General features: G+C 68.7%; 18 protein-coding genes. 8 read left to right on the forward strand and 10 right to left on the reverse strand.

The annotated features are described in order from the left end of the window. Positions 1 to 26: 26 nt before the first annotated feature. Both DEJ34_RS15520 and DEJ34_RS15525 read right to left on the reverse strand, forming a co-directional pair. Positions 27 to 959 (reverse strand): zinc-binding dehydrogenase, encoded by a 933-nt coding sequence (locus DEJ34_RS15520; protein ID WP_110901875.1) that lies wholly within the window; start codon positions 957 to 959, stop codon positions 27 to 29. A gap of 79 nt (positions 960 to 1,038) precedes the next feature. After that, on the reverse strand, positions 1,039 to 1,929 hold the full coding sequence (locus DEJ34_RS15525) for a helix-turn-helix transcriptional regulator (protein ID WP_110901874.1): 891 nt from the start codon (positions 1,927 to 1,929) through the stop codon (positions 1,039 to 1,041). Between the two features lie 100 nt (positions 1,930 to 2,029). Here DEJ34_RS15525 and DEJ34_RS15530 point away from each other — a divergent pair, with 100 nt between their 5' ends. Continuing rightward, positions 2,030 to 3,070 carry an NAD(P)-dependent alcohol dehydrogenase gene (locus DEJ34_RS15530; RefSeq protein WP_110910635.1) on the forward strand — a complete coding sequence of 347 codons (1,041 nt, stop codon included), beginning with the start codon at positions 2,030 to 2,032 and terminating at the stop codon, positions 3,068 to 3,070. 63 nt (positions 3,071 to 3,133) lie between these two features. Continuing rightward, positions 3,134 to 3,793, forward strand: coding sequence for an SDR family NAD(P)-dependent oxidoreductase (locus DEJ34_RS15535; protein WP_110910636.1), 660 nt, complete (start codon positions 3,134 to 3,136; stop codon positions 3,791 to 3,793). A gap of 69 nt (positions 3,794 to 3,862) precedes the next feature. On the opposite strand, the gene DEJ34_RS15540 is transcribed toward DEJ34_RS15535, so the two are convergent. Beyond that, positions 3,863 to 4,207 carry a MerR family transcriptional regulator gene (locus DEJ34_RS15540; protein ID WP_258368165.1) on the reverse strand — a complete coding sequence of 115 codons (345 nt, stop codon included), beginning with the start codon at positions 4,205 to 4,207 and terminating at the stop codon, positions 3,863 to 3,865. Between the two features lie 158 nt (positions 4,208 to 4,365). Here DEJ34_RS15540 and DEJ34_RS15545 point away from each other — a divergent pair, with 158 nt between their 5' ends. Then, positions 4,366 to 4,842 carry a nuclear transport factor 2 family protein gene (locus DEJ34_RS15545; protein ID WP_146234188.1) on the forward strand — a complete coding sequence of 159 codons (477 nt, stop codon included), beginning with the start codon at positions 4,366 to 4,368 and terminating at the stop codon, positions 4,840 to 4,842. A gap of 188 nt (positions 4,843 to 5,030) precedes the next feature. Here DEJ34_RS15545 and DEJ34_RS15550 read toward each other — a convergent pair whose 3' ends face one another. From DEJ34_RS15550 to DEJ34_RS15580, 7 genes are all read right to left on the reverse strand, one after another. Beyond that, complete coding sequence (locus tag DEJ34_RS15550) at positions 5,031 to 5,417, reverse strand: GNAT family N-acetyltransferase (RefSeq protein ID WP_110910637.1); 387 nt, start codon at positions 5,415 to 5,417, stop codon at positions 5,031 to 5,033. Positions 5,418 to 5,537: 120 nt separating this feature from the next. Next, positions 5,538 to 6,902 carry a replicative DNA helicase gene (gene dnaB / locus DEJ34_RS15555; protein WP_110825788.1) on the reverse strand — a complete coding sequence of 455 codons (1,365 nt, stop codon included), beginning with the start codon at positions 6,900 to 6,902 and terminating at the stop codon, positions 5,538 to 5,540. Between the two features lie 611 nt (positions 6,903 to 7,513). Further along, positions 7,514 to 7,966, reverse strand: a complete 453-nt coding sequence (gene rplI, locus DEJ34_RS15560) for a 50S ribosomal protein L9 (protein ID WP_110825787.1) — start codon at positions 7,964 to 7,966, stop codon at positions 7,514 to 7,516. Positions 7,967 to 7,980: 14 nt separating this feature from the next. After that, positions 7,981 to 8,238, reverse strand: a complete 258-nt coding sequence (gene rpsR, locus DEJ34_RS15565) for a 30S ribosomal protein S18 (protein WP_056121021.1) — start codon at positions 8,236 to 8,238, stop codon at positions 7,981 to 7,983. 55 nt (positions 8,239 to 8,293) lie between these two features. Beyond that, positions 8,294 to 8,860, reverse strand: coding sequence for a single-stranded DNA-binding protein (locus tag DEJ34_RS15570; RefSeq protein ID WP_110825786.1), 567 nt, complete (start codon positions 8,858 to 8,860; stop codon positions 8,294 to 8,296). Between the two features lie 3 nt (positions 8,861 to 8,863). Continuing rightward, positions 8,864 to 9,253 (reverse strand): 30S ribosomal protein S6, encoded by a 390-nt coding sequence (rpsF, locus tag DEJ34_RS15575; RefSeq protein WP_110825785.1) that lies wholly within the window; start codon positions 9,251 to 9,253, stop codon positions 8,864 to 8,866. A gap of 160 nt (positions 9,254 to 9,413) precedes the next feature. Beyond that, positions 9,414 to 10,850 (reverse strand): CCA tRNA nucleotidyltransferase, encoded by a 1,437-nt coding sequence (locus DEJ34_RS15580; RefSeq protein WP_110901882.1) that lies wholly within the window; start codon positions 10,848 to 10,850, stop codon positions 9,414 to 9,416. A 111-nt stretch (positions 10,851 to 10,961) separates the two neighbouring features. Here DEJ34_RS15580 and DEJ34_RS15585 point away from each other — a divergent pair, with 111 nt between their 5' ends. From DEJ34_RS15585 to DEJ34_RS15605, 5 genes are all read left to right on the forward strand, one after another. After that, positions 10,962 to 15,167 (forward strand): DUF6049 family protein, encoded by a 4,206-nt coding sequence (locus tag DEJ34_RS15585; protein WP_220032784.1) that lies wholly within the window; start codon positions 10,962 to 10,964, stop codon positions 15,165 to 15,167. A gap of 106 nt (positions 15,168 to 15,273) precedes the next feature. Then, positions 15,274 to 16,269 carry a thioredoxin-disulfide reductase gene (gene trxB / locus DEJ34_RS15590; RefSeq protein WP_110825784.1) on the forward strand — a complete coding sequence of 332 codons (996 nt, stop codon included), beginning with the start codon at positions 15,274 to 15,276 and terminating at the stop codon, positions 16,267 to 16,269. Positions 16,270 to 16,351: 82 nt separating this feature from the next. Beyond that, complete coding sequence (trxA, locus tag DEJ34_RS15595; protein WP_110825783.1) at positions 16,352 to 16,678, forward strand: thioredoxin; 327 nt, start codon at positions 16,352 to 16,354, stop codon at positions 16,676 to 16,678. 248 nt (positions 16,679 to 16,926) lie between these two features. Next, positions 16,927 to 18,228, forward strand: a complete 1,302-nt coding sequence (locus DEJ34_RS15600) for an aminotransferase-like domain-containing protein (protein ID WP_110889421.1) — start codon at positions 16,927 to 16,929, stop codon at positions 18,226 to 18,228. Between the two features lie 43 nt (positions 18,229 to 18,271). Further along, a complete protein-coding gene (locus tag DEJ34_RS15605) occupies positions 18,272 to 19,234 on the forward strand; it encodes a D-alanine--D-alanine ligase family protein (RefSeq protein ID WP_110910638.1) in 963 nt (320 codons plus the stop codon). Positions 19,235 to 21,227 lie beyond the last annotated feature (1,993 nt).

Here is a 21,227-nt window from a genome sequence, read left to right on the forward strand (position 1 = left end):
CTTCTTCACCAAGTCCGCCTGGGACTTCAGTAGATGGCGACGAGTCGGCCGTTGACGCGCCCTTGCTTGAGTCGCTCGATTGCGTCCGGGATGTCGTCGAAGACGGTCTTCTCGATTGCTGGCTGGATGTCGCCGGAGGAAATCCAGCCGAGAACCGCTTCCATGGAGTCCTTACCGCCCCCGATGCACCCGACGAGGGTGACGCCCTTCAGGATGAGGTCGTAGGTGTTGATTGTGGCCTCGAGACGCCCCATACCGACCTGCACGACACGTCCGCCCTGGCCGATGGCCGAGATGGCACCAGCCGTCGTGCTGCCGAAGCCTGCGAAGTCGACGATCACATCGAGGTTTTCATCGGCGAGCTCGCGGATGTCGGTGACGACGCGCTCGGCGCCGGCTTCGGTTGCCCGAGCCCAGACGTCCTGGTTGATCTCCGCGACGAACACTCGCGCACCGGTGAGAGCGGCGACCCTCGTTCCGATCTGTCCGAGTCCCCCGAAGCCGATGATTCCAACCTTTTGACCTGAGGTGACCTTGCCGACGGTGACGACAGCCGCGTGGGCGGTCATACCCGGTTCGGCGAAGAACGCTGCCTCGTGGGGGACGTTGTCCGGGATGCGGACCAGGTTGCTGACTGATGCGCGGACGTACTCTCCGAACCCGCCGTCGCGTCGGTAGCCCAGCGAGTCCCCGAGCGACCACAGCGCCACGCGGTCTCCCACGGCGTACTCGGTGACGGCCTCACCGACCAAGACGATCTCGCCGGCGACTTCGTGGCCCGGGGTGACCGGGACGGTCATCAGATTCAGCCACTTCTCGTCGTCGAAGAGTCCGACGTCCGAGTGGCAGATTCCGGCAGCTTTCACTGCGAGAACGACTTCCCCCGCACCGGGTTCTGGGACCGGGAGCTCGACCTTCGAGAGTGGTGCGTGGGTGTCGGTGAACTGCCAAGCCTTCATGCTTCTCCGTTGTTGGTGCTGGGTGGTGGGATTCGTCAGCCGGGACAATGCACTCCCGAGCCTCGATCCTGTTGAGGGGTCAGTCCTGGTGGTGGTCGCGGTCGCGGCGCGTGTCGGACGCGAGTTGGGGCGCGGACCAGGCGGCGAGCAGGCGCAGCGCATCGGCCGCGGGGCTTCCTGCGGCCGCGGCGTTGACGTACAACATCAACCCCGGATGCCCCGGAAGCGCCAGCGTCTCGTACGACAGCTCGATCTCGCCCACGAGATCGTGGTTGACGTGCTTGATGCCCGACTGGTGTTCATGGACGTTGCGGGCAGCCCACCGAACACGGAAGTCCGCGGATCGTGTCGCGAGCTCCCCGATGAGGTTCGACAGGTCCTGGTCAAGAGGATCCTTGGCAGCGGCGACGTGGAGCATCGCGGCACTGTTGCTGGCGATCTCGTCCCACTCCCGGTAGAACACCTTCGATCCCGGATCGAGGTGGATGTAGCGGGCGTGATTCATCGACGCCGACGGGCTGGCGACGAGTCCTGAGTAGAAGGCTCGTCCAAGCGAGTTCATCGCAACGACGTCTGCCCGACCGTTCTGCACGATCGCCGGCATGTCAGTCATCTGGTCGAGGATCAGTTGCAGGGTCGGCCGAATGGTCCGCGGCGCGGGTTTTCGAGCAGAGGCCTTGGTGGTGACGGTTTGGCTCCCGCGCGCGAGACGGATGAGGTGTTGCCGTTCGAGGTCGTCGAGTTGCAAGGTGCGGGCGATCGCTTCGAGGACGGCGTCGGAGGCGCCGACGGTGTCACCACGTTCGAGGCGCGTGTACCAACTGACACTCACCCCGGCCAGAGCGGCAAGTTCCTCGCGGCGAAGGCCTGGCACACGTCGGCCTCCGCCACCGGGAAGGCCGGCGTCTTCAGGCCGGACCCGTGCGCGGCGAGAAGCAAGAAACTCCCGCATCTCGGTCCTGTGGTCCATGCTCCGACTCTAAGCTCGGCCCTCCACGGCTGAGAGTCAGTGCGAGTGACCCCTTCGTTCCGGACTGCCGCCTTGGGCACTGACACCGTTTCCTAGACGAATGACCACTGCACGCGCCTTCGCCGCCACCTCCGCAACCGATCCGCTCTCCGCCACAACGATCCAGCGCCGCTCGGTCGGTCCAAGCGATGTCCGGATCGACATCGCCTACTCGGGCATCTGCCACTCCGACATCAACACTGTCCGCGGGGCATGGGGACCCATCAACTACCCCCTCGTCCCGGGCCACGAGATCGTTGGCACCGTCGCTGAGATCGGCTCCGATGTCACGCTGCACAAGGTCGGTGACCGAGTCGGCGTGGGCTGCATGGTCAACTCCTGCCGGGAGTGTGCAAACTGCCTCGCCGGGCAGCAGAACTACTGCCTCAACGGCGCCACCTACACCTATGGCAGCGTCGACCGTGACGGGAGCACCACCCAGGGAGGCTACGCCACCGAGATCGTCGTCGTCGAGGACTTCGTCGTCCGCGTCCCCGAGAACATCCCCTTCGACGCAGCAGCCCCGCTGCTGTGCGCTGGCGTGACCACGTACGCGCCGCTGGCGCACTGGAACGCCGGCCCGGGCAAGAAGGTCGCCATCGTCGGCATGGGAGGCCTCGGACACCTGGCCGTCAAGATCGCCCACGCCATGGGTGCCGAAGTCACCGTGCTGTCGCAGACCCTCAGCAAGAAGGACGACGGCATCCGCCTCGGCGCCGACCACTACTACGCGACCAGCGACGAGAGCACCTTCGCGAACCTCGCCGGCACCTTCGACCTGATCCTCAACACCATCAGCGCCCCGGTCGACATGTGGTCCTACCTGTCGTTGCTCGCCTTCGACGGGACCATGGTCAACCTCGGAGCACCCGCGGAGCCGATGCCCGTGTCGGTGTTCGCGCTCATGGGCAACCGTCGCTCCCTCACCGCGACCGCGATCGGCAGCATCGCCGAGACCCAGGAGATGCTGGACTTCTGCGCCGAGCACGGCATCGCCTCCGAGATCGAGCTGATCAACGCGTCCGAGGTGAACACCGCCTACGACCGCGTCCTCAAGTCCGACGTCCGCTACCGCTTCGTCATCGACGCCGCCACCATCTGACACCACCAGGGGTGGTCCTGCATCGCACCACCCCTGGCATCCACCCACCGAACAGGACCACGAATGCCCACCATCGCCATCGTCGGAGCCGGCCCGGGCCTCGGCCTCCCCATCGCCCGCGAGTTCGGCTCGCACGGGTACGACGTCGCCCTCATCGCCCGCAACCCGACCAAGCTCGCCCGCCTCGAAGACGCTCTGCGCCGTGACGGCGTTACCGCCGCGGCCTTCCCCGCAGACGTCACCGACAAGGACGGACTGAGCGAGGCTCTCGCCGATGTGACCGCCCACTTCGGCAGCATCGACGTCCTCGAGTACTCGCCCGCCGCCTCCGGCGCCGTCGACATCCGCAACGTCACCCCCACCGACGTAGCCGCACAAATCGACCACCACCTCTACGGCGCCATGACCGCCACCGACGCGGTCCTACCCGCGATGCTCGCCGCCGGAGCTGGCACGCTCCTCTTCACCACGGGCATCACCAGCGTCACGCCATGGCCCGAGTACGGAGACGTCAGCATCGGTGCCGCAGCGCTCCGCAACTGGTCCGTGAACCTCGGGCACGGTCTGGCCGGTACCGGCGTGACCGTCGCTCACGTCGCCATCGGTGTCTGGATCGGCACCAGCCCCCCGGAAGGCTTTGGACATCTCCCCGCGACCGAGATCGCACGCCGGTTCTACACGCTGCACCAGAACCAGGAATCGACCGAACTCATCATCAGCTGAAGCTGCCGCCGGCGGAGCTGAAGCTGCCATGTCCGCTACTGCACGGAGCACGATCAGCCCCTCATCGCGTCAGTCCCAACCTGTGCTCTCGATGAGCTCGGTCAAAGAAGCGATGTTCCGTTCGAGGGTTGCAACCCGCTCGCGCATGCGGTCACGTTCACGAACGAGCATCTCAACGAACTCCTCAGTCATCTCGGGATGCAGCGAACCGCGCGCGTCGCCGACACTCGAAAGGATGGAGTCGATGGCGCGGAGCGGAACACCCGCGTCCACAAAGCAGCGGATTTTCTCTGCGCGCCCCACGAGGCTTTGGTCGTAGTCGCGGTACCCGTTGTCGAGACGCTCTGGGGTGAGCAACCCCTGCTCCTCGTAGTACCGCAACATCCGCGCCGGGATCTTGGTCTGCTGCGCCAACTCCCCGATCCTCAAGCCACACCCTCGAAGGTTCTCATGCCGACAACGTTAGACGACGCAGGGAGCCCGTCACCCTGACTTGACCTTCACAGAGTGTGAACGTTGCACGATGTCAGCGAGCGTCCGGAACGGGCGCGTGCACTCGCAAAGGAGAGCCCATGGCTACCGAATTCAGCTTCAGCAGACTGCTTCGACACCTCGATGGAGGTGAGCAGCTCCAGCGGCCCTCCGGCGCCCCGTCTGAGGAGCACATGCGTGCAGCGATCGAGGGCTACGTCGCATTCGTCGACGGCGGCGCGCAGGACACGGAGTACGCCGACACGTACCTCGCCGTGCCCCGCGTCGGGGAAGACCCGGTGGGCACAGCACCGATGACGATCGGTGGAACCGGCACCGAGCTCTTCGATGCCATGGCGCAGCTGCAGGATGTGCCTTTCGTTCCGCAGAAGGCTCAGCTGACCGCGCCGATCACGTTCTCCCTCGGCAACCAAGCCGCGTTTTCGTTCCGGCTTTGGGCCAACGCCGATGGGCGCGACCTCACCATCGACATCATCGAGGTCATGTCGTTCGACGAGAACGGCAAGATCGCGCATCAGATGGCGTACTGGGGTGCTGACAACGTCACGCTCCTCTGACGCCGCACGGCTCTGCCGAGCGCTAGTCGTAGCGAGCGGGAGGGGCAGTCAACCAGTGGCCCCTCCCGCTTTACATCCGCGGAACCGCAGCTCAAGCCGGCTCACCTGACCGAGCGGACACCAACGGCCTCACCCTCGCCTCACCCGCTGAGCGCTGCCTCGTTAGCCGATCGGCTGGTGATCGCTTGCTACGTCCATGCCGGGCCCGCTCTCAGACCGGCGCTCAAAGCCGTGGCGTTCGTAGAACTCAGCCCGACCTCGGGCCGCGAAGAGCTGTACGTCGTCCACTCCGCGGCGACGTGCCTCGTCGACAAGGCGCGCGAGGACTGGCCGCCGATACCTCCACCTCGAGCCTCTTCGGTGACGATCATCTCCGTCACGAAGGCGTGAAGCGCCCCGTCGCTGATGAGCCTGCCCATGCCAACCAGGCGGCCGGCGTCATCCCTGACGGTGCAGACGATCCAGCTTCCGGACAGAGCGCGCTCGAATCGGTCCAGAGCCCAGTCTCCCCAACCAGTCTCGTCATAGAGCGTCTTGAACTCCATCGCGGTCGGCGCGGAGAAGGAGTAGTCCATCCCGGAACGGTACTGCGAGACCTTCCCGCAAGCCGCTCGTCCACCGGTACGCGACTGGCGGCGACAACCACGACGACTTCCCTGTGCTGCTTGACCGGGGTATCGCCGTCTCACACTCCCCTACTGCGGCATGTCCACGAACCGCGAGAACATCCCGTGGAACGCCACCGTGATCGTGTCCGTCGGCCCGTTGCGGTGCTTCGCCACGATCAGGTCGGCTTCACCCTGCCGCGGGTTGTCCTTCTCGTACGCCGACTCACGATGCAACAGGATGACCATGTCGGCGTCCTGCTCGATCGACCCGGATTCACGCAGGTCGGAGATCATCGGCTTCTTGTCGGCACGCTGCTCGGGTCCACGGTTCAGCTGCGACAGTGCGATGACGGGGACCTGCAACTCCTTCGCCATGAGCTTGAGCGCCCGCGAGAACTCGGACACCTCCTGCTGACGGCTCTCGACCTTCTTGCCGGAGGTCATGAGCTGCAGGTAGTCGATGACGACGAGCTTCAGGTTGTGCTGCTGCTTCAGGCGCCGGCACTTGGCACGGATCTCGACGAGGGTCATGTTGGGGGAGTCATCGATGAAGAACGGAGCGTCGTTGATGCGCCCGCGGGTCTGCGCGATGGTGGTCCAGTCGCGGGTGTCCACGGTGCCCTTGCGCATGTTCTGCAGCGGAACGCTCGACTCGGCGGAGAGCAGACGCATGGCGATCTCGGCGCGGCCCATCTCGAGCGAGAAGAACGCGGCGGTCTGGTTGTGCTTCAGCGCGGCGGCGCGGCACAGGTCGAGCGCCAGGGTCGACTTCCCGAGTGCGGGTCGGGCGGCCACGATGATGAGCTGTCCGGGGTGGAAGCCGTTCGTCAGGGCGTCCATCTGGGCGAACCCCGTCGGGACGCCGGTCATCTGCCCGTCACGACCCTTCGCGGCCTCGATCTCGTCGATGGCGGTGCCGATGGCCTCGGTCAGGGGGACGTAGTCCTCGGTCTGCACGCCGCCGGCGACGTTGTAGACCTCGGCCTGCGCGCTGTTGACGAGGTCGGTGACCTCACCCTCGCTCGCGTAGCCCATCTGCACGATGCGGGTACCGGCCTCGACCAGACGGCGGAGGACGGCCTTCTCGGCCACGATCGCCGCGTAGTACCCAGCGTTCGCCGCGGTCGGGACCATGCTGGTCAGACTGTGCAGGTACTCGGCGCCACCGCCGCGGGACAGCAGGCCCGTCTTCGTCAGCTCGTCGGTGACGGCGATGACGTCGGTCGGTTCACCGTGGGAGTACAGCGACAGGATCGCGTCGAAGATGACCTCGTGCTTGGGGATGTAGAAGTCGACACCGCGGGCGGTCTCGATGACGTCGGCGACGGCGTCCTTCGACAGCATCATCCCGCCGATCGTCGACTGCTCCGCGAGCATGTCGTGCGGGGGAGTCCGGTCGGCGTTCCGCTCGGCGTACTCCCGGGGGGCCGGCTCCAGATGCGCGATCGACACAGGTGCTCCTCAGTGTTCATGGCGGTGCGGTGTTCATGGCGGTGCTGGCGGACGACCCGCCGAACCGTTCCACACCGAGCAGTTCTACCCCGGGCGACCGACATCCCCGAGTCGCTGGCTCACGCTACGGGTACAGAGTTATCCCCAGCAACAGGCCCTGTGGACAACTCTGTGGAACGATTGCGGAACACGCCGGAGACCTGTGTGGATGGTTGTGCACTCCGCTGTGGAGAACTCCGCGGGAGAACACACTTTCGACTGCTGATCGGGGCTTTTTCGTTCCACACCGTGTGTGGAGAACTCGACTTCAACTGCGAGTCGAAGGTTCACCTACGAGCCTTCCACTGTGCAGAACCGACTTGACAAACGGCCTCGTGATCCGGTTCCACTCGGGTGGCTCCCAGGCGCAGGGCGGGGGCCGGCGGTAACCGGCCATCGGTGTTCCTTGCACCGGAACCGCTCAGCCGACCAGGGCCTCCGGAGCGGTCCCGACCCCTTCCGACACGCCGGGAGGGCAACCGTGCAGGGCGCGGTCGTGCACCCGGTGCGGGAACGACGGAGGGCGGGCCTCCCGTGGTGGGAGACCCGCCCTCCGGCGGTGCTGTATGCTGCTACTTCGCGGCGACGACCTTCAGCGAGATGGTCGCGACGATGTCCTCGCGCAGACGCACGGTGGCCTCGTGGTCACCGACGGTCTTGATGGTCGCGGGGACCTCGACCTTGCGCTTGTCGAGCGAGCCGACGCCCTGTGCCTGGACGGCGTCAGCGACGTCTGCCGGGCGGACGGAGCCGAACAGACGACCGTCCTTGCCGGCCTTGACCGACAGCTGGATGGTGGCGTTCTCGAGCTTCATCTTGAGGTCCTGTGCCTCTTCGATGGTGGCGAGCTCGCGCGCGGTGCGAGCTGCACGGATCGACTCGATCTGCTTCTCGCCGCCCTTCGACCACGACACGGCGAAGCCCTGCGGGATCAGGTAGTTGCGGGCGTAGCCGTTCTTGACGTCGACGACGTCACCGGCGGAACCGAGGCCGGAGACCTCGTGGGTGAGGATGAGCTTCGACATGTGTCGACCTCCGATCAGCGGCCGGAGCCGGCGTAGGGGAGGAGCGCCATCTCACGGGCGTTCTTCACGGCACGGGCGATGAGGCGCTGCTCCTGGACGGAGACGCCGGTGATGCGACGGGCGCGGATCTTTCCACGCTCCGAGATGAACTTGCGCAGGGTCGCGACGTCCTTGTAGTCGATGACGCCGACCTTGATCGCCTTCGCGGGAGCGGCGTTCTTGCCGCCCTTGCCGCGAGGCTTCCGGCGGTCGCCGGTGCTCTTTCCAGCCATTGTTCTTCCTTACAGAGAGAGAAGTTGTGTGTCCGTCAGACCGTGTGGTCGCGGATCAGAACGGGGTCTCGTCGTCGTAGGTGCCGCCGGGGGTGCTCCACACGTCGTTCGACTGTGCGTTGCCGCCGCCCTGCTGACCACCCTGCGGGGACCACGGTGCGTCGGACTGACCGCCGCCACCGGAGTTGCCGCCGAAGCCACCGCCGGAGTTGCCCCCGCCGCCGACCTGGCCGCGCCCGCCGCCACCGCCGCTGCCACCCGGTGCACGGGTGATCTGGGCGGTCGCGTACCGGAGCGAGGGGCCGATCTCGTCGACCTCGAGCTCGATGCTCGTCCGCTGCTGACCCTCACGGTCCTGGTAGGAACGCTGACGGAGACGACCCTGCGCGATGACGCGCGAGCCCTTCGTCAGCGACCCCGCCACGTGCTCGGCGAACTCGCGCCACACACTCGCACGGAGGAACAGCGCGTCGCCGTCCTTCCACTCGTTCGCCTGACGGTCGAACGTGCGAGGGGTCGACGCGATGGTGAAGTTCGCCACGGCGAGCCCGTTCTGCGTGTAGCGCAGCTCCGGGTCCGCGGTGAGGTTGCCCACCACCGTGATGACGGTTTCGCCGGCCACGGGCTACTCGGCGCTCGCGGTCGTGGCGGCCGAAGCCGACGCGTTGGCGGCCTTGCGGGCGGCACGGGCCTCGTCGCGCTCCTTCTGAGCGGCGACCTGGGCCATGCCCTCTTCGGCGCGGAGGACCTTGGTGCGCAGGACGGCCTCGGAGAGACCGAGCTGGCGGTCCAGCTCCTTGGCGGAGTCGGCGGACGACGTGAAGTTCACGACGGCGTAGATGCCCTCGTTCTTCTTCGCGATCTCGTACGCGAGCCGGCGACGGCCCCAGACGTCCACGTTGTCGACGGTGCCACCGTCGTTGCGGATGACCGCGAGGAACTTGTCCAGGCTGGGAGCGACGGTGCGCTCATCGATCTCGGGGTCGAGGATCGCCATCAGTTCGTACTGGTGCATGCGGAACCCACCTCCTCTGGTCTCAGCGGCCCCGGGCAGTTCCCGGGGCAGGAGGGTTGATGCATGTGTCTCGGCACGCTGCATGCGCGCGAGACAACCTGCCCATCGTAGCGGACGGCCTGGAGGCGCGCCACCGGCTGTGCAGCGCGACCGGCGCCGGTCAGGCGGACGCGTCGCGGGACGCCCACCAGGCGCGGAGGCGCGCCTCGGCGTCCTCGGGGCCGAGCGGCCCCTCGTCCATCCGCGCCTCGAGCAGGAAGCGGTACGCCTCGCCGACGGCCCGCCCCGGCGGGATGTCGAGGATGCGCATGATGTCGTCGCCCGTCAGGTCCGGACGCATGGAGTCGAGTTCCTCCTGCTCCGCGAGGACGGCGATCCGGGCCTCCAGGTCGTCGTAGGCGAAGCCGAGCCGGTCCGCCTTCCGACGGTTCCGGGTGGTGACGTCGGAGCGGGTGAGCTCGTGCAACCGCTCGAGCTGGTCGCCGGCGTCGCGGACGTAGCGGCGGACGGCGGCGTCGGTCCAGGCGCCCTCGGTGTACCCGAAGAACCGGAGGTGCAGCTCGATCAGGCGCGCGACCGAGGCGATCGTGTCGTTGTCGAACCGCAGCGCCCGCAGTCGCTTCTTCGCGAGCTTGGACCCGACCAGGTCGTGGTGGTGGAAGCTCACCGCGCCGCCGGGCTCGAGCTTGCGGGTCGCGGGCTTGCCGATGTCGTGCAGGAGCGCGGCGAGCCGGAGCACGGTGTCGGGGGCGTCGCCGGGGTGACGCTCCGCCTCGTACCCGATCGCCTGGGTCAGGACCGTGAGCGAGTGCTCGTACACGTCCTTGTGGTGGTGGTGCTCGTCGATCTCGAGCTTCATCGCCGGCAGCTCGGGCAGGATCCGCTCGGCGATCCCGGTGTCGACGAGGAGCCGGAGCCCCTCGACCGGGTCGGACGTGTTGAGCAGCTTCACGAGCTCGTCCCGCACGCGCTCGGCGGAGACGATGTCGATCGAGTCGGCGAGGTCGGACATCGCGGCCCGGACGTCGTCGGACGCCGTGAACCCGAGCTGCGCCGTGAACCGTGCCGCCCGCATCATCCGGAGCGGGTCGTCGCGGAAGGAGATCGGGGCAGCCTGCGGGGTCGCCAGACGTCCGGCGAGCAGGTCCTCGACACCGCCGTGCACGTCGACGAGTTCCCGCTGGGGGAGTCGGAGCGCCATCGCGTTGACGGTGAAGTCGCGGCGGAGCAGGTCGTCCTCGATGGTGTCGCCGAAGGTGACCTCGGGCTTGCGGGTCTCGCCGTCGTAGACGTCGCTGCGGTAGGTCGTGATCTCGACCTGCTCGCCCCGGACCAGTGCGGCGATGGTGCCGAACTGGCGCCCGACGTCCCACGTCGTCTTCGCGAGGGGTCCGACGATCGCCAGGATCTCGTCCGGACGTGCGTCGGTGGTGAAGTCGAGGTCGGTCACGGGGCGGCCGAGGAAGGCGTCGCGGACGGGCCCGCCGACGAGGGCGAGCTCGTGACCGGCGGCGGCGAACGCCCGTGCGAGGACGTCGACGGTGTCGGTGGCGGCGAGTGCGTCGAGACGTTCGACGGCCTGGGCTACGGACTGCATGACGCCGTCGATCATCCCAGATGATGACGGCGAGCACCTGCGCGCCCGCCTGTCGTCATGGTCGTGCCTCATACACTCGTCGTGGCCCGCTCACGACCAGGGCCCTCTCACATGCAGATACTCCGTACCGTGCTCGCCGCCGCCGCGTCCGCCCTGGTCGCCACCGGTCTGGTCATCGCGCCCGCCGCAGTGGACGTCGCCGACGCCGCCACCACCACGAAGCCCGCCGATCCGAGCGCCGCACAGTCCGGCACCACCTCCGTCGCGCTGACCCCGTCCGGGCGAGGGGTCCTCGAGCTCGGTGACGACCTCTCGCTGTCCCTCACCGTGACGAACGACACGGACGTCGCGCTGCCCGCGGGGAGCGCCGACCTCGACATCATCCGACCCGTGGTCGGGACCCGGGACATCCTGACCGACTGGTTGGGCGACACCACACCTGACGGTTACCCCGGTGAGCCCATGGGCGAGGTGGACGTCCCGGTCGTCCCGGCACACCGCTCCGTCACGGTCAGTGACATCAGCGTCCCGTTCGCCGACGTCCGACTCGGCACGCTCAACCCGTTCGGTGCACGACGCATCGCGGCCTCGTACGCAGCCGGCTCGACGTTCGCGGTCGGGCGGTCCGCCTTCACCTGGAACCCCGCGCTCGACCGCGCGCCCGTCGACGTCGCCGTCGCGATGCCCGTGACGGTGCCCGCGACCGAGGACGGCGTCCTCACCGCCGGTGCCCTCGCCTCGGCCACCGCGGTCGACGGCACGTTGACCCAGCAACTCGACGCAGCGGAGGACCACAGCGTCGCCCTCGCCGTCGACCCGCGGATCATCGCGTCGATCCGGCTCCTCGGGGACGACGCCCCGAGCACCGCGACGGCCTGGCTGGAGCGCCTGGAGGGCCTGCGGAACGAGAAGTTCCCGCTCACCTACGCGGACGCCGACGTCACCGGACTCAACCAGGCCGGGTCGCCGGGCATCGCCGCGCCGATCTCCTTCGACCAGGCGATCGCCGCCGCCGTCGAGGACGACCGCTTCCCGGGCGCGACCCCGAGCCCGACGGCCACGCCCGCGGACGGGGCCACCCCCGGGACCTCGAGCACCGACGCACCGGACCAGGACGGTGTCGGTGCCACCGACGCGGCGACCGGTCCCGCGAGCCCCGGCGACCCGACGGACGACGGCAGCACCACGGAGCCGGACGCCCCGACGACCATCCCCACGTCGGAGTCGCTCGTCGACTTCCCGTGGACGCTCGACACCGTCGCCTGGCCCGCCGACGGCACCGTCGCCACCGACGACCTGCCGGCCCTCAGCGAGGCCGGGTACCGCTCCACCATCGTCTCGAGCGGCAACACCTCCGCCGGTGCCGGTGCCACCGTCGCCGCGTCGGAGTCCATCGGTCCGACGCAGGGGCTCGTGGCCGACCAGGCGATGTCGGCGCTCCTCCGGGACGCCGCCGGTGCCACGAACGGCCGCGCCTACACGGACGCGATGTCGGAACTCACCGCCACCCTGGCGACCGTGGCCGTCCAGGGCACCGCGACCGGGCCGCTCCTCCTCACGCTCGACCGGTCCTGGCCGACCGACTCCAGCCGCCTCGACCAGGCCCTCGACACCCTCGAGAGCACCGTCTGGGTCTCGCCGACGGACTTCTCCACCGTGGTCGACGCCACCCCCGGCTCGCTCACGCTGCAGAGCGCCGGCGTCGACGACGACCGGCTCGAGACGCTCCGCCGCCTGGTCGGGTCGGAGCAGGACCTCACCGACTTCGCCAGCGCCGTGCAGGACCCCGCGTCCGTCACCGCCCCCGCCCGGCTCGCGACCCTCGCGGCGGCCTCGAACGCGTGGCGTGCCGACCCCGAGGGCCTCTCGACGGCGATCGACACGCTCGTCGCCGACAACGACGAGACCGTCAACAGCGTCAACATCGTCAACTCGAGCGACATCACCCTGCTCGGTGACCGGTCCTCGTTGCCGATCTCGGTGCGGAACCGGTCCGACCACGCCGTCACCGTCTTCCTGACCGTCTCGCCGTCGAACTCGTTCCTGCGCATCGAGCAGAACGCGGTCGAGGTCACCATCCAGCCCCGCTCCTCGACCCGCACCACCTTCCCCGTGCAGTCGGTCGCGAACGGCAAGGTCGCCCTGTCGATGTCCCTGACGAGCGCGACCGGGGCCCGGATCTCGACGCCCGCGACGGTCGAGATCAACGTGCAGGCGCAGTGGGAGACGGTCATCACGGCCGTCGCCGCCATCGCGGTCATCGCAGTCTTCGGCTTCGGCATCATCCGCAACGTGCGGCGCCGACTCCGTCGTCGCAACGGGGAGCCCGAGCCCGAGGACGAGGACCCGAACCGTCCGCTCGAGGTCCAGCCGCCGGCGCCGGGGGAGCCCGCCGTCGAAACCCCGCCTGGAGGCCCGACCCCCGTCCCCGGGGCCGCCACCGTTCCCGGGGCCGCCACCGCGATCGCCGCGGCCAGCTCCGGCACCGACACGGTGGCGGCCGACGGCGACCGGCTCGAGGACGCGATCATGCGAGCCGGGGTGCAGTCGAGCCTCCCGGCAGACCACCACGACGACGACAGCACCCGCGACGACCGTCGCCAGCCCACCGACCGCCGTGTGTCCGAGGAGCCGACCATCAGCACCACCCCGCCGACCACGACCGGGAACGTCGACACCGCAGCGGAGGGCGGACGCGACCTCGGACGGGCGAGTGCCCTGCTCGCGGTCGGGACGATGGTGTCGCGACTGCTCGGCTTCGCGAAGACGTTCGTGCTCGCGTACGCGATCGGGCAGGCGAACTCCCGTGCGGCGGACGCGTTCGCGGTGTCGAACCAGCTCCCGAACAACATCTACGCGCTCATCGCGGGCGGCCTGCTCTCCGCGGTGCTCATCCCGCAGATCGTCCGCTCGATGAGCCAGAACGGCGACGGCGGGCGCGCCTACGTCAACAAGATCGTGACGCTCGGCGGCTCGGTCTTCGTCGTGATCACGATCATCGCGACCCTGCTCGCCCCGGTCCTGGTCCGCGTCTACGCCGCCCAGGCGGACGACGGCAAGGGCTTCTCCCCGGCGGCGACGGACCTGGCGGTCGCCTTCGCGTTCTGGTGCCTGCCGCAGATCCTCTTCTACGCGATGTACTCGCTGCTCGGCGAGGTCCTCAACGCCAAGCAGGTGTTCGGTCCGTTCACCTGGGCGCCGCTCATCAACAACGTCATCGCGATCGCCGGCCTCGTCGTGTTCATCGCGCTGTTCGGCAACCGCACGATGAACGCGGGGACGGACGACTGGACGCCGCTGAAGATCGCGGTGCTCGCGGGCAGCGCCTCCCTTGGCGTCCTCGCGCAGGCGGCCTTCCTGCCGTTCTTCTGGAAGCGCGCCGGCCTGACCTTCCGACCCGACTTCCGCTGGCGGGGCGTCGGCCTCAAGGCCACCGGGACGGCGGCCGGATGGCTGTTCGCGATGATCCTCGTCACCCAGCTGGCCGGGATCGTGCAGTCCCGCGTGGCATCGCTCGGCTCCGGCAACGCCGGCAACGCCGTGCTGCAGAACGCCTGGCTGCTGTTCATGCTCCCGCACTCGATCATCGCCGTGTCGATCGCCACCGCGTACTTCACACGCATGAGCCACGACGCCGAACGCGGCGACCTGGCCGCCGTCCGCCGCAACCTGTCGCTGTCCCTGCGGATCGTCGGCCTGTTCACGGTGTTCTCGGCCGTCGCGCTCATGGTGGTGGCGGTGCCGTTCGGACGGATGTTCTCGAACACCTTCGAAGGCGCGGTGTCCATCGGCGGTGTGCTCCTCGCCTACATGCCCGGCCTGGTGCTGTTCAGCATGCTCTTCATCATCCAGCGGGTGTTCTGGGCCATGCACGACCACCGGACCCCGTTCCTCATGCAGCTCGTGCAGTCGGGCCTGTTCGTCATCGGGGCCCTGGCCGTGACCGCGCTGCCCGGGCAGGTCATCGGTCTCGCCGTCGCCGCGTGCACGACCGCCGCCGGGTCGGCCCAGACGATCGTGGCGCTCGTGCTCGTCCGTCGGCGGCTCGACGGCATCGAGGGCCCGTTGGTCACCCGGTCGCACCTGCAGTTCGTCGTCGCCGCACTCGTGTCCGGCGCCGTCGGCCTCGTCGTCGTCCACTTCTTCGGGGCCTTCCGCGAGGACGGCTTCGCCATGGCGGACTTCACGAGCGCGGCCATCACCGTCGTCCTGGGCGGGGTCGTCATGGTGGCCGTGTACTTCGGCGTCCTGGCGGCCATCCGCAACGCCGAGGTGCGCAGCGCCGTCGACCTCGTCCGCGCACGACTCGGCCGCTGAGTCGGGCCCGGACGGGGGACGTCCGCGGGCCTGACGCTCACGGCTGCCCGGGAATGGCCCGCGGCTACCATGGGTTGTCTCGGTGGCACGCAACGGAAGGGCAGTCATGCGCGAGCTCATCATCATCGGTTCCGGTCCCGCCGGGTTCACGGCCGGCATCTACGCCGCGCGCGCTGAGCTGAAGCCGCTCATCGTCGCCTCGAGCGTCGAGACCGGCGGCGAGCTGACCAAGACGACCGAGGTCGAGAACTTCCCGGGCTTCCCCGAGGGTGTCCAGGGCCCCGACCTCATGATCAAGATGCAGGAGCAGGCCGAGAAGTTCGGTGCCGAGGTCCTGTACGACGACGCCGTCTCGGTGGACCTCACCGGTCAGGTCAAGAAGGTCACCGTCGGCTCCGGCGAGACGTACGAGGCCCTCGCGGTCGTCTACGCGACCGGGTCCGCGTACCGGCATCTGGGCCTCCCGGACGAGGAGCGCCTCTCCGGTCACGGCGTCTCGTGGTGCGCCACCTGCGACGGCTTCTTCTTCCGTCAGAAGAACATCGCCGTCGTCGGCGGCGGTGACTCCGCGATGGAAGAGGCGACCTTCCTCACCCGCTTCGCCGACAAGGTGACGATCATCCACCGCGGGGACACCCTGCGCGCGTCGAAGATCATGCAGGACCGGGCCATGAACGACCCCAAGATCGAGTTTGCCTGGAACAAGACGGTCACCGGCATCACGGGCGACACGGCGGTCGAGGGCGTCACGCTCAGGGACACCGTCACCGGCGAGGAGTCCTCGATGGCGCTGGACGGCCTGTTCATCGCGATCGGCAACGACCCCCGCACGCACCTCGTGCACGGCCAGCTCGAGATCGCTCCGGAGGGCACGCTCGCGGTCGAGGGCCGCTCGTCCCGCGCGGTCGGCGTCCCGGGCGTCTTCATCGCCGGCGACGTGCTCGACCCGACGTACCGCCAGGCGATCACGGCCGCCGGTTCCGGTGCCGTGGCCGCACTCGACGCCGAGAAGTACCTCGCCGACCTCGACCACAGCATCACCGACCAGGCCGAGGGCGTCACCCCGACCGAGGCGATCATCGACGTCACCGCGCGGGTCTGACCCCGTCGTGACCGACCGGGGGAATGCCCGGTCCGTCGACCACGTTCCCCTCACCGAACCGACTTCCGTCGAAGGAGCAAACATGAGCAACGCCAAGGCCGTCACCGACGCCACGTTCGAGGCCGAAGTCCTCAAGTCCGACAAGACGATCCTCGTCGACTTCTGGGCCGAGTGGTGTGGCCCGTGTCGTGCGGTGTCGCCGATCCTCGACCAGATCGCCGCGGAGCACGCCGACAAGATCGAGATCGTCAAGCTCAACGTCGACGACAACCCGCAGTCGGCCATGAACTACCAGATCACGTCGATCCCGGCGATGAAGGTCTTCAAGGGCGGCGAGGTCGTCAAGACCGTCATCGGCGCCAAGCCGAAGCCGGCCCTCGAGGCCGACCTCGCCGACTTCCTCGCCTGAGGAACCGGCTCAGCGGGAACCGGTAGAGCGGGACCCGCACCACAGTCCCGGACGCCCCGTCCTCCATTCCATCGGAGGGCGGGGCGTTCGCCCGTCCCGGGCCGATGTCCGCGCGCCGGGCGGGGCGGACGCGGGGCGGGCCTCCAGGCCGGAGCGGGCCACCGATCGACGATCGGCCTCGTCGCGGACCGACAGATGCCCGGTTGCATGTCGTACTGTGGCGAGAACGACCGAGTGGAGGAAACTCGATGACGAACGGCAACAGTCTCGACCCCTGGTACGACTCCTACGCCCAGCGCACCGCCGGGCTGAGCGCCTCCGAGGTCCGAGCTCTGTTCGCCGTCGCGTCGAGGCCCGAGGTGGTCTCGCTCGCCGGCGGCATGCCGTACGTCTCCGCACTGCCGCGGGAGCTCGTCACGGGCTCCATCGACCGCGTCATGCAGGAGGACGCCGCCATGGCGCTGCAGTACGGCGGCGGACAGGGACACCGACCCCTCCGTGAGCACATCGTCGACGTGATGAGCCTGGAGGGCATCCGTGCCAGCCCGGAGGACGTCGTGGTCACCACGGGGTCCCAGCACGCCCTGGACCTCGTGACGCGGCTGTTCATCGACCCGGGTGACGTCGTCCTGGCGGAGTCGCCGTCCTACGTCGGTGCCATCGGTGTGTTCCGGTCGTACCAGGCGGAGACGGTGCACGTGGCGACGGACGAGCACGGACTGGTCCCGGAGGCCCTCCGCGAGACGATCGGCCGTCTCCGGGCCGCTGGCAAGCGGATGAAGTTCCTGTACACGATCCCGAACTTCCACAACCCCGCTGGGGTCACGATGAGCCGCGAGCGCCGCATCGAGGTCCTCGACATCTGCCGCTCGAACAACATCCTCGTGCTCGAGGACAACCCGTACGGGCTGCTCTGGTTCGACGAGCCCGCCCCACAGGCCATCCGGTCGATCGACGACGAGGGCGTGGTCTACCTCGGCTCGTTCTCGAAGACGCTCGCGCCCGGGTTCCGCGTCGGGTGGGCCCTGGCGCCACACGCCATCCGCGAGAAGCTCGTGCTCGCGAACGAGTCGGCCGTCCTCGCCCCGAACTCCTTCGGTCAGTACGTCGTCAACGCGTACCTCGACGCAGCGGACTGGAAGGGGCAGATCGACACCTTCCGCGGCCTGTACGCCGAGCGCCGCGACGCGATGCTGTCCGCGCTGGGGGAGTTCCTGCCCGATCTGCACTGGACGGTGCCGAACGGCGGCTTCTTCGTGTGGCTGACCCTGCCGGACTCGCTCGACTCGAAGGGCATGCTCCCGCGCGCCGTCAAGGAGCTCGTCGCCTACACACCGGGCACGGCCTTCTTCGCCGACGGTCGCGGAGCCGGCAACATCCGCCTGTCGTTCTGCTACCCCACTTCTGACCAGATCCGCGTCGGCGTCAAGCGCCTGGCCTCCGTGGTGAACGACGAGCTCGAGCTCATCGAGACGTTCGGCCCGACGGCGCGGACCGCCTCGTCCGTCAGCCGCTCCACGGTCAGCTCGCCGCCGCCGAACCTGTCCTGATCAGGCATTTCGCTTCACCGTACCCCTTCGCAGAGGAACACACATGGCTGAGTTCGCCCGCCGTCACGTCGTCGTCGTCGCCGGGGGGATCTCGCACGAACGCGACATCTCTCTGCGGTCCGGACGACGCGTCGCGGACTCGCTCGCCGGGTACGGCTGGCAGGTCGACCTCCGTGACGCCGACGCGTCGTTGCTGCCGGCGCTGAGCGCAGACCGCCCGGACGTCGTGTGGCCCGCGCTGCACGGAGCGTCCGGTGAGGACGGCGCGCTGCGCGGCATCCTGGAGGCCCTCGACATCCCGTACGTCGGCTCACGCTCCACGTCGGCTCGCCTGGCATGGGACAAGCCGACCGCATCGGCGCTCGTCTCTCGGGCCGGCGTCCGGACGCCCCGCTCCGTCACGCTGTCGCACGACGTGTTCCGGGAACTCGGCGCCGCGGGTGTGCTGCAGGCCATCGCCGCGGAGCACCCCGTACCGCTCGCCGTGAAGCCCGCCCGTGGCGGGAGTGCCCAGGGCGTCACCCTCGTCGAGGACGTCGACGACCTGCCTCGTGCCATGGTCGCTGCGTACACGTACTGCGAGGACGCCGTGGTCGAGCAGCTCATCCGCGGGACCGAGATCGCCGTGGGCATCATCGACACGGGCGACGGGCCGCTCGCGCTGGCGCCGGTGGAGATCGTGCCCCGCAACGGGATCTACGGGTACGAGGCTCGTTACAACGCGGGGGAGACCACCTTCTACACGCCCGCCCGCCTGTCGGAGGAACACTCGAGCGCCGCATCGGCAGCGGCCGTCCTCGCCCACCGCGCTCTGGGTCTGCGGCACGTGTCCCGCGTCGACATCATCGTCGACGGAGCCGGGACGCCGTGGTTCCTCGAAGCGAATGTGCTCCCGGGGCTCACTGAGACGTCCCTCGTGCCGCAGGCGCTGTCGGCGTCTGGATTCGACCTCGGGTGGACGTACGCCGAACTCGCGGAGCAAGCCATCCGGGACCACTCGGCCTGAGCGGGGAAGGCCCCCGACGTTCGGACGTTTGGACGTTCCACGTGGAACATCGACCGATCGTGTTCGCGGTGGTCGAGACGCGACAGCCGTCCTGACTCGGAGAACCGGTGCCTCGGGGCGGTCGGGTGCGTCGCCAGGCCCAGCTACCGCCTGTGATCCGCCTGGCTGCCGAGACCAGTCGGCCCGGCAGTGGATGGCTGAGTGCGAACGGCCCACCTGCCCGTTCACGTCACCGGTACCGCAGTGGTGGAGCACGCCTTGTTCCTCCTCGGCACCGGCGGGGCTACTGCGTGCTGATCACAGACGTACCCGCGGCTCGATTCCCTTCGCGCATGCGCGTCGGGCGACCGAACTCGGTCCATGTCAGCCCGCCTGGACCTGCGGCTGCCGCGGAGGGCCACGGAATTCGGGCTACGCAGCGGCGGGCGCTGCGTGGAAGCTCCGGGAGGGCGGACGTTGACCTTCCAACCCGTGACATGGCGGGGAGCATCGTCTGAGCCCGTCCCCGTGGGCCCGACACTGTGGTTTGAGCGGCAGCCACGGTGCCCGCTCACCACCATCACCTTCTGTCGGTCGATGAGCACCCTGCCGTCGGCAGGCGGCACCGCAGGAACAGTCCGACTGCCGTTGTCCACCCGCCGGCGTGCGACCATCTCGCGGGGAGCCGAAGTACGGCTCGTCCGCTGAGGCGGTGTGAGCAGGACTTCGGAAGAGGCGCCCTTCATCGCCGCTCGCATCGCGGCCCCACCAAAGCGGGTTGAGTTGGGCATACTGCACTCCGAGGTCGCAGCCGAGGGAGCAGAACGGAATGCGGTCTCACGGCGCGGACCAAGCCCTTCAGGCTGCGTCACGGTGGCGATATGGCCGACTCGCTCTTCCTGGGCCTAGCCGTGGTGCATCACTCCTCGACGGAGCCGGTAGTGTCCGATCGAGCAGCGTTGTGGAGGCCGACGTTTCACCTGGAACCTCGCAATCGGTTGCGACTACCGGTGGTGATGCCCGCGGCGCCCGGCCTGCCGTCGTGGCGCACAGACACACCGTGGTGCCCCGTCCGGCTTCTCGCGGGTTCGGGCGCTCCGTCGCTCCGGATACGAACGTCCTTCTCGCACGGCGCGCAGGAATCGTCCTGCGATCGGACGGAGAGTGCCGCCTCTCGTTCCGCACGTCCCACGACCGCGTGTGGTGCCGAGCATTGACCCGCTCGACGGCGAGGCGCCTGGCACCGTGTCCTGACTCGCTCCGGGCGACCGCAGCGCCACACGAAGCAGCCTTGGCTCACATGTTCCACGTGGAACCTCCACGTCCACCGTCTCCTGAGGCGTGCGGCGAGCACCGCAAGCATGCATGCAACCCCCGCGGCCTCGGTTCGATGCAGGTCGCCGCAACATCGAGGAGCAACGTCTCCGCCGTGTCGATCGGGCTCGCCTCATGGGCGCTCTCGTCGCCGCTCCGCCGAGTAGCCGCGTGGCAAAGGCGTCGCCTGGTCATTGGCGGAGCGCCTCACGCTCCGGGCACGACAGTAGGACGCCGGGAGAAGAGACGCGCGGTCTGACCACCCGTGACGAGCGCAGTCGCTCCTCCGTGGCCGCCGAGTACCGAAGAGGATCACCGACCAGCGACGACCGATATCCCGGGCGCGTGAACCATCAGCCGCAGGACCAGGTCTCGGCTTCCGACCGTCGGGGGCAGGGTTGTCGTCCTGGAGCGAGAGCTGGCCGAGCAGATTGGCGGCGGGGTCACACTACGCACCGGTATCGACCGCCGATCGTCGGCCGCTCACCTGCCCGGCGAGCCAACCGCCAGTTGGACGTTGCGACGGCCTGGCGCGATCCTAGCGGCGCCATTCCCCCGCGTGCACAGGCCGGATGAGCGCAAGACGCTCCTGACGGCGTCTGACGCCCCTTCTGCGGCCCGAAAAGGACGAACACGTCCTTCCGGACCAGCAGTAGCGCTCCTCGCCGCTCAGGGCGCCACACAGCGCTCAGGGGAGGCG

The sequence above is a fragment of the Curtobacterium sp. MCPF17_050 genome (assembly GCF_003224435.2).
Classification (GTDB): Bacteria; Actinomycetota; Actinomycetes; order Actinomycetales; family Microbacteriaceae; genus Curtobacterium.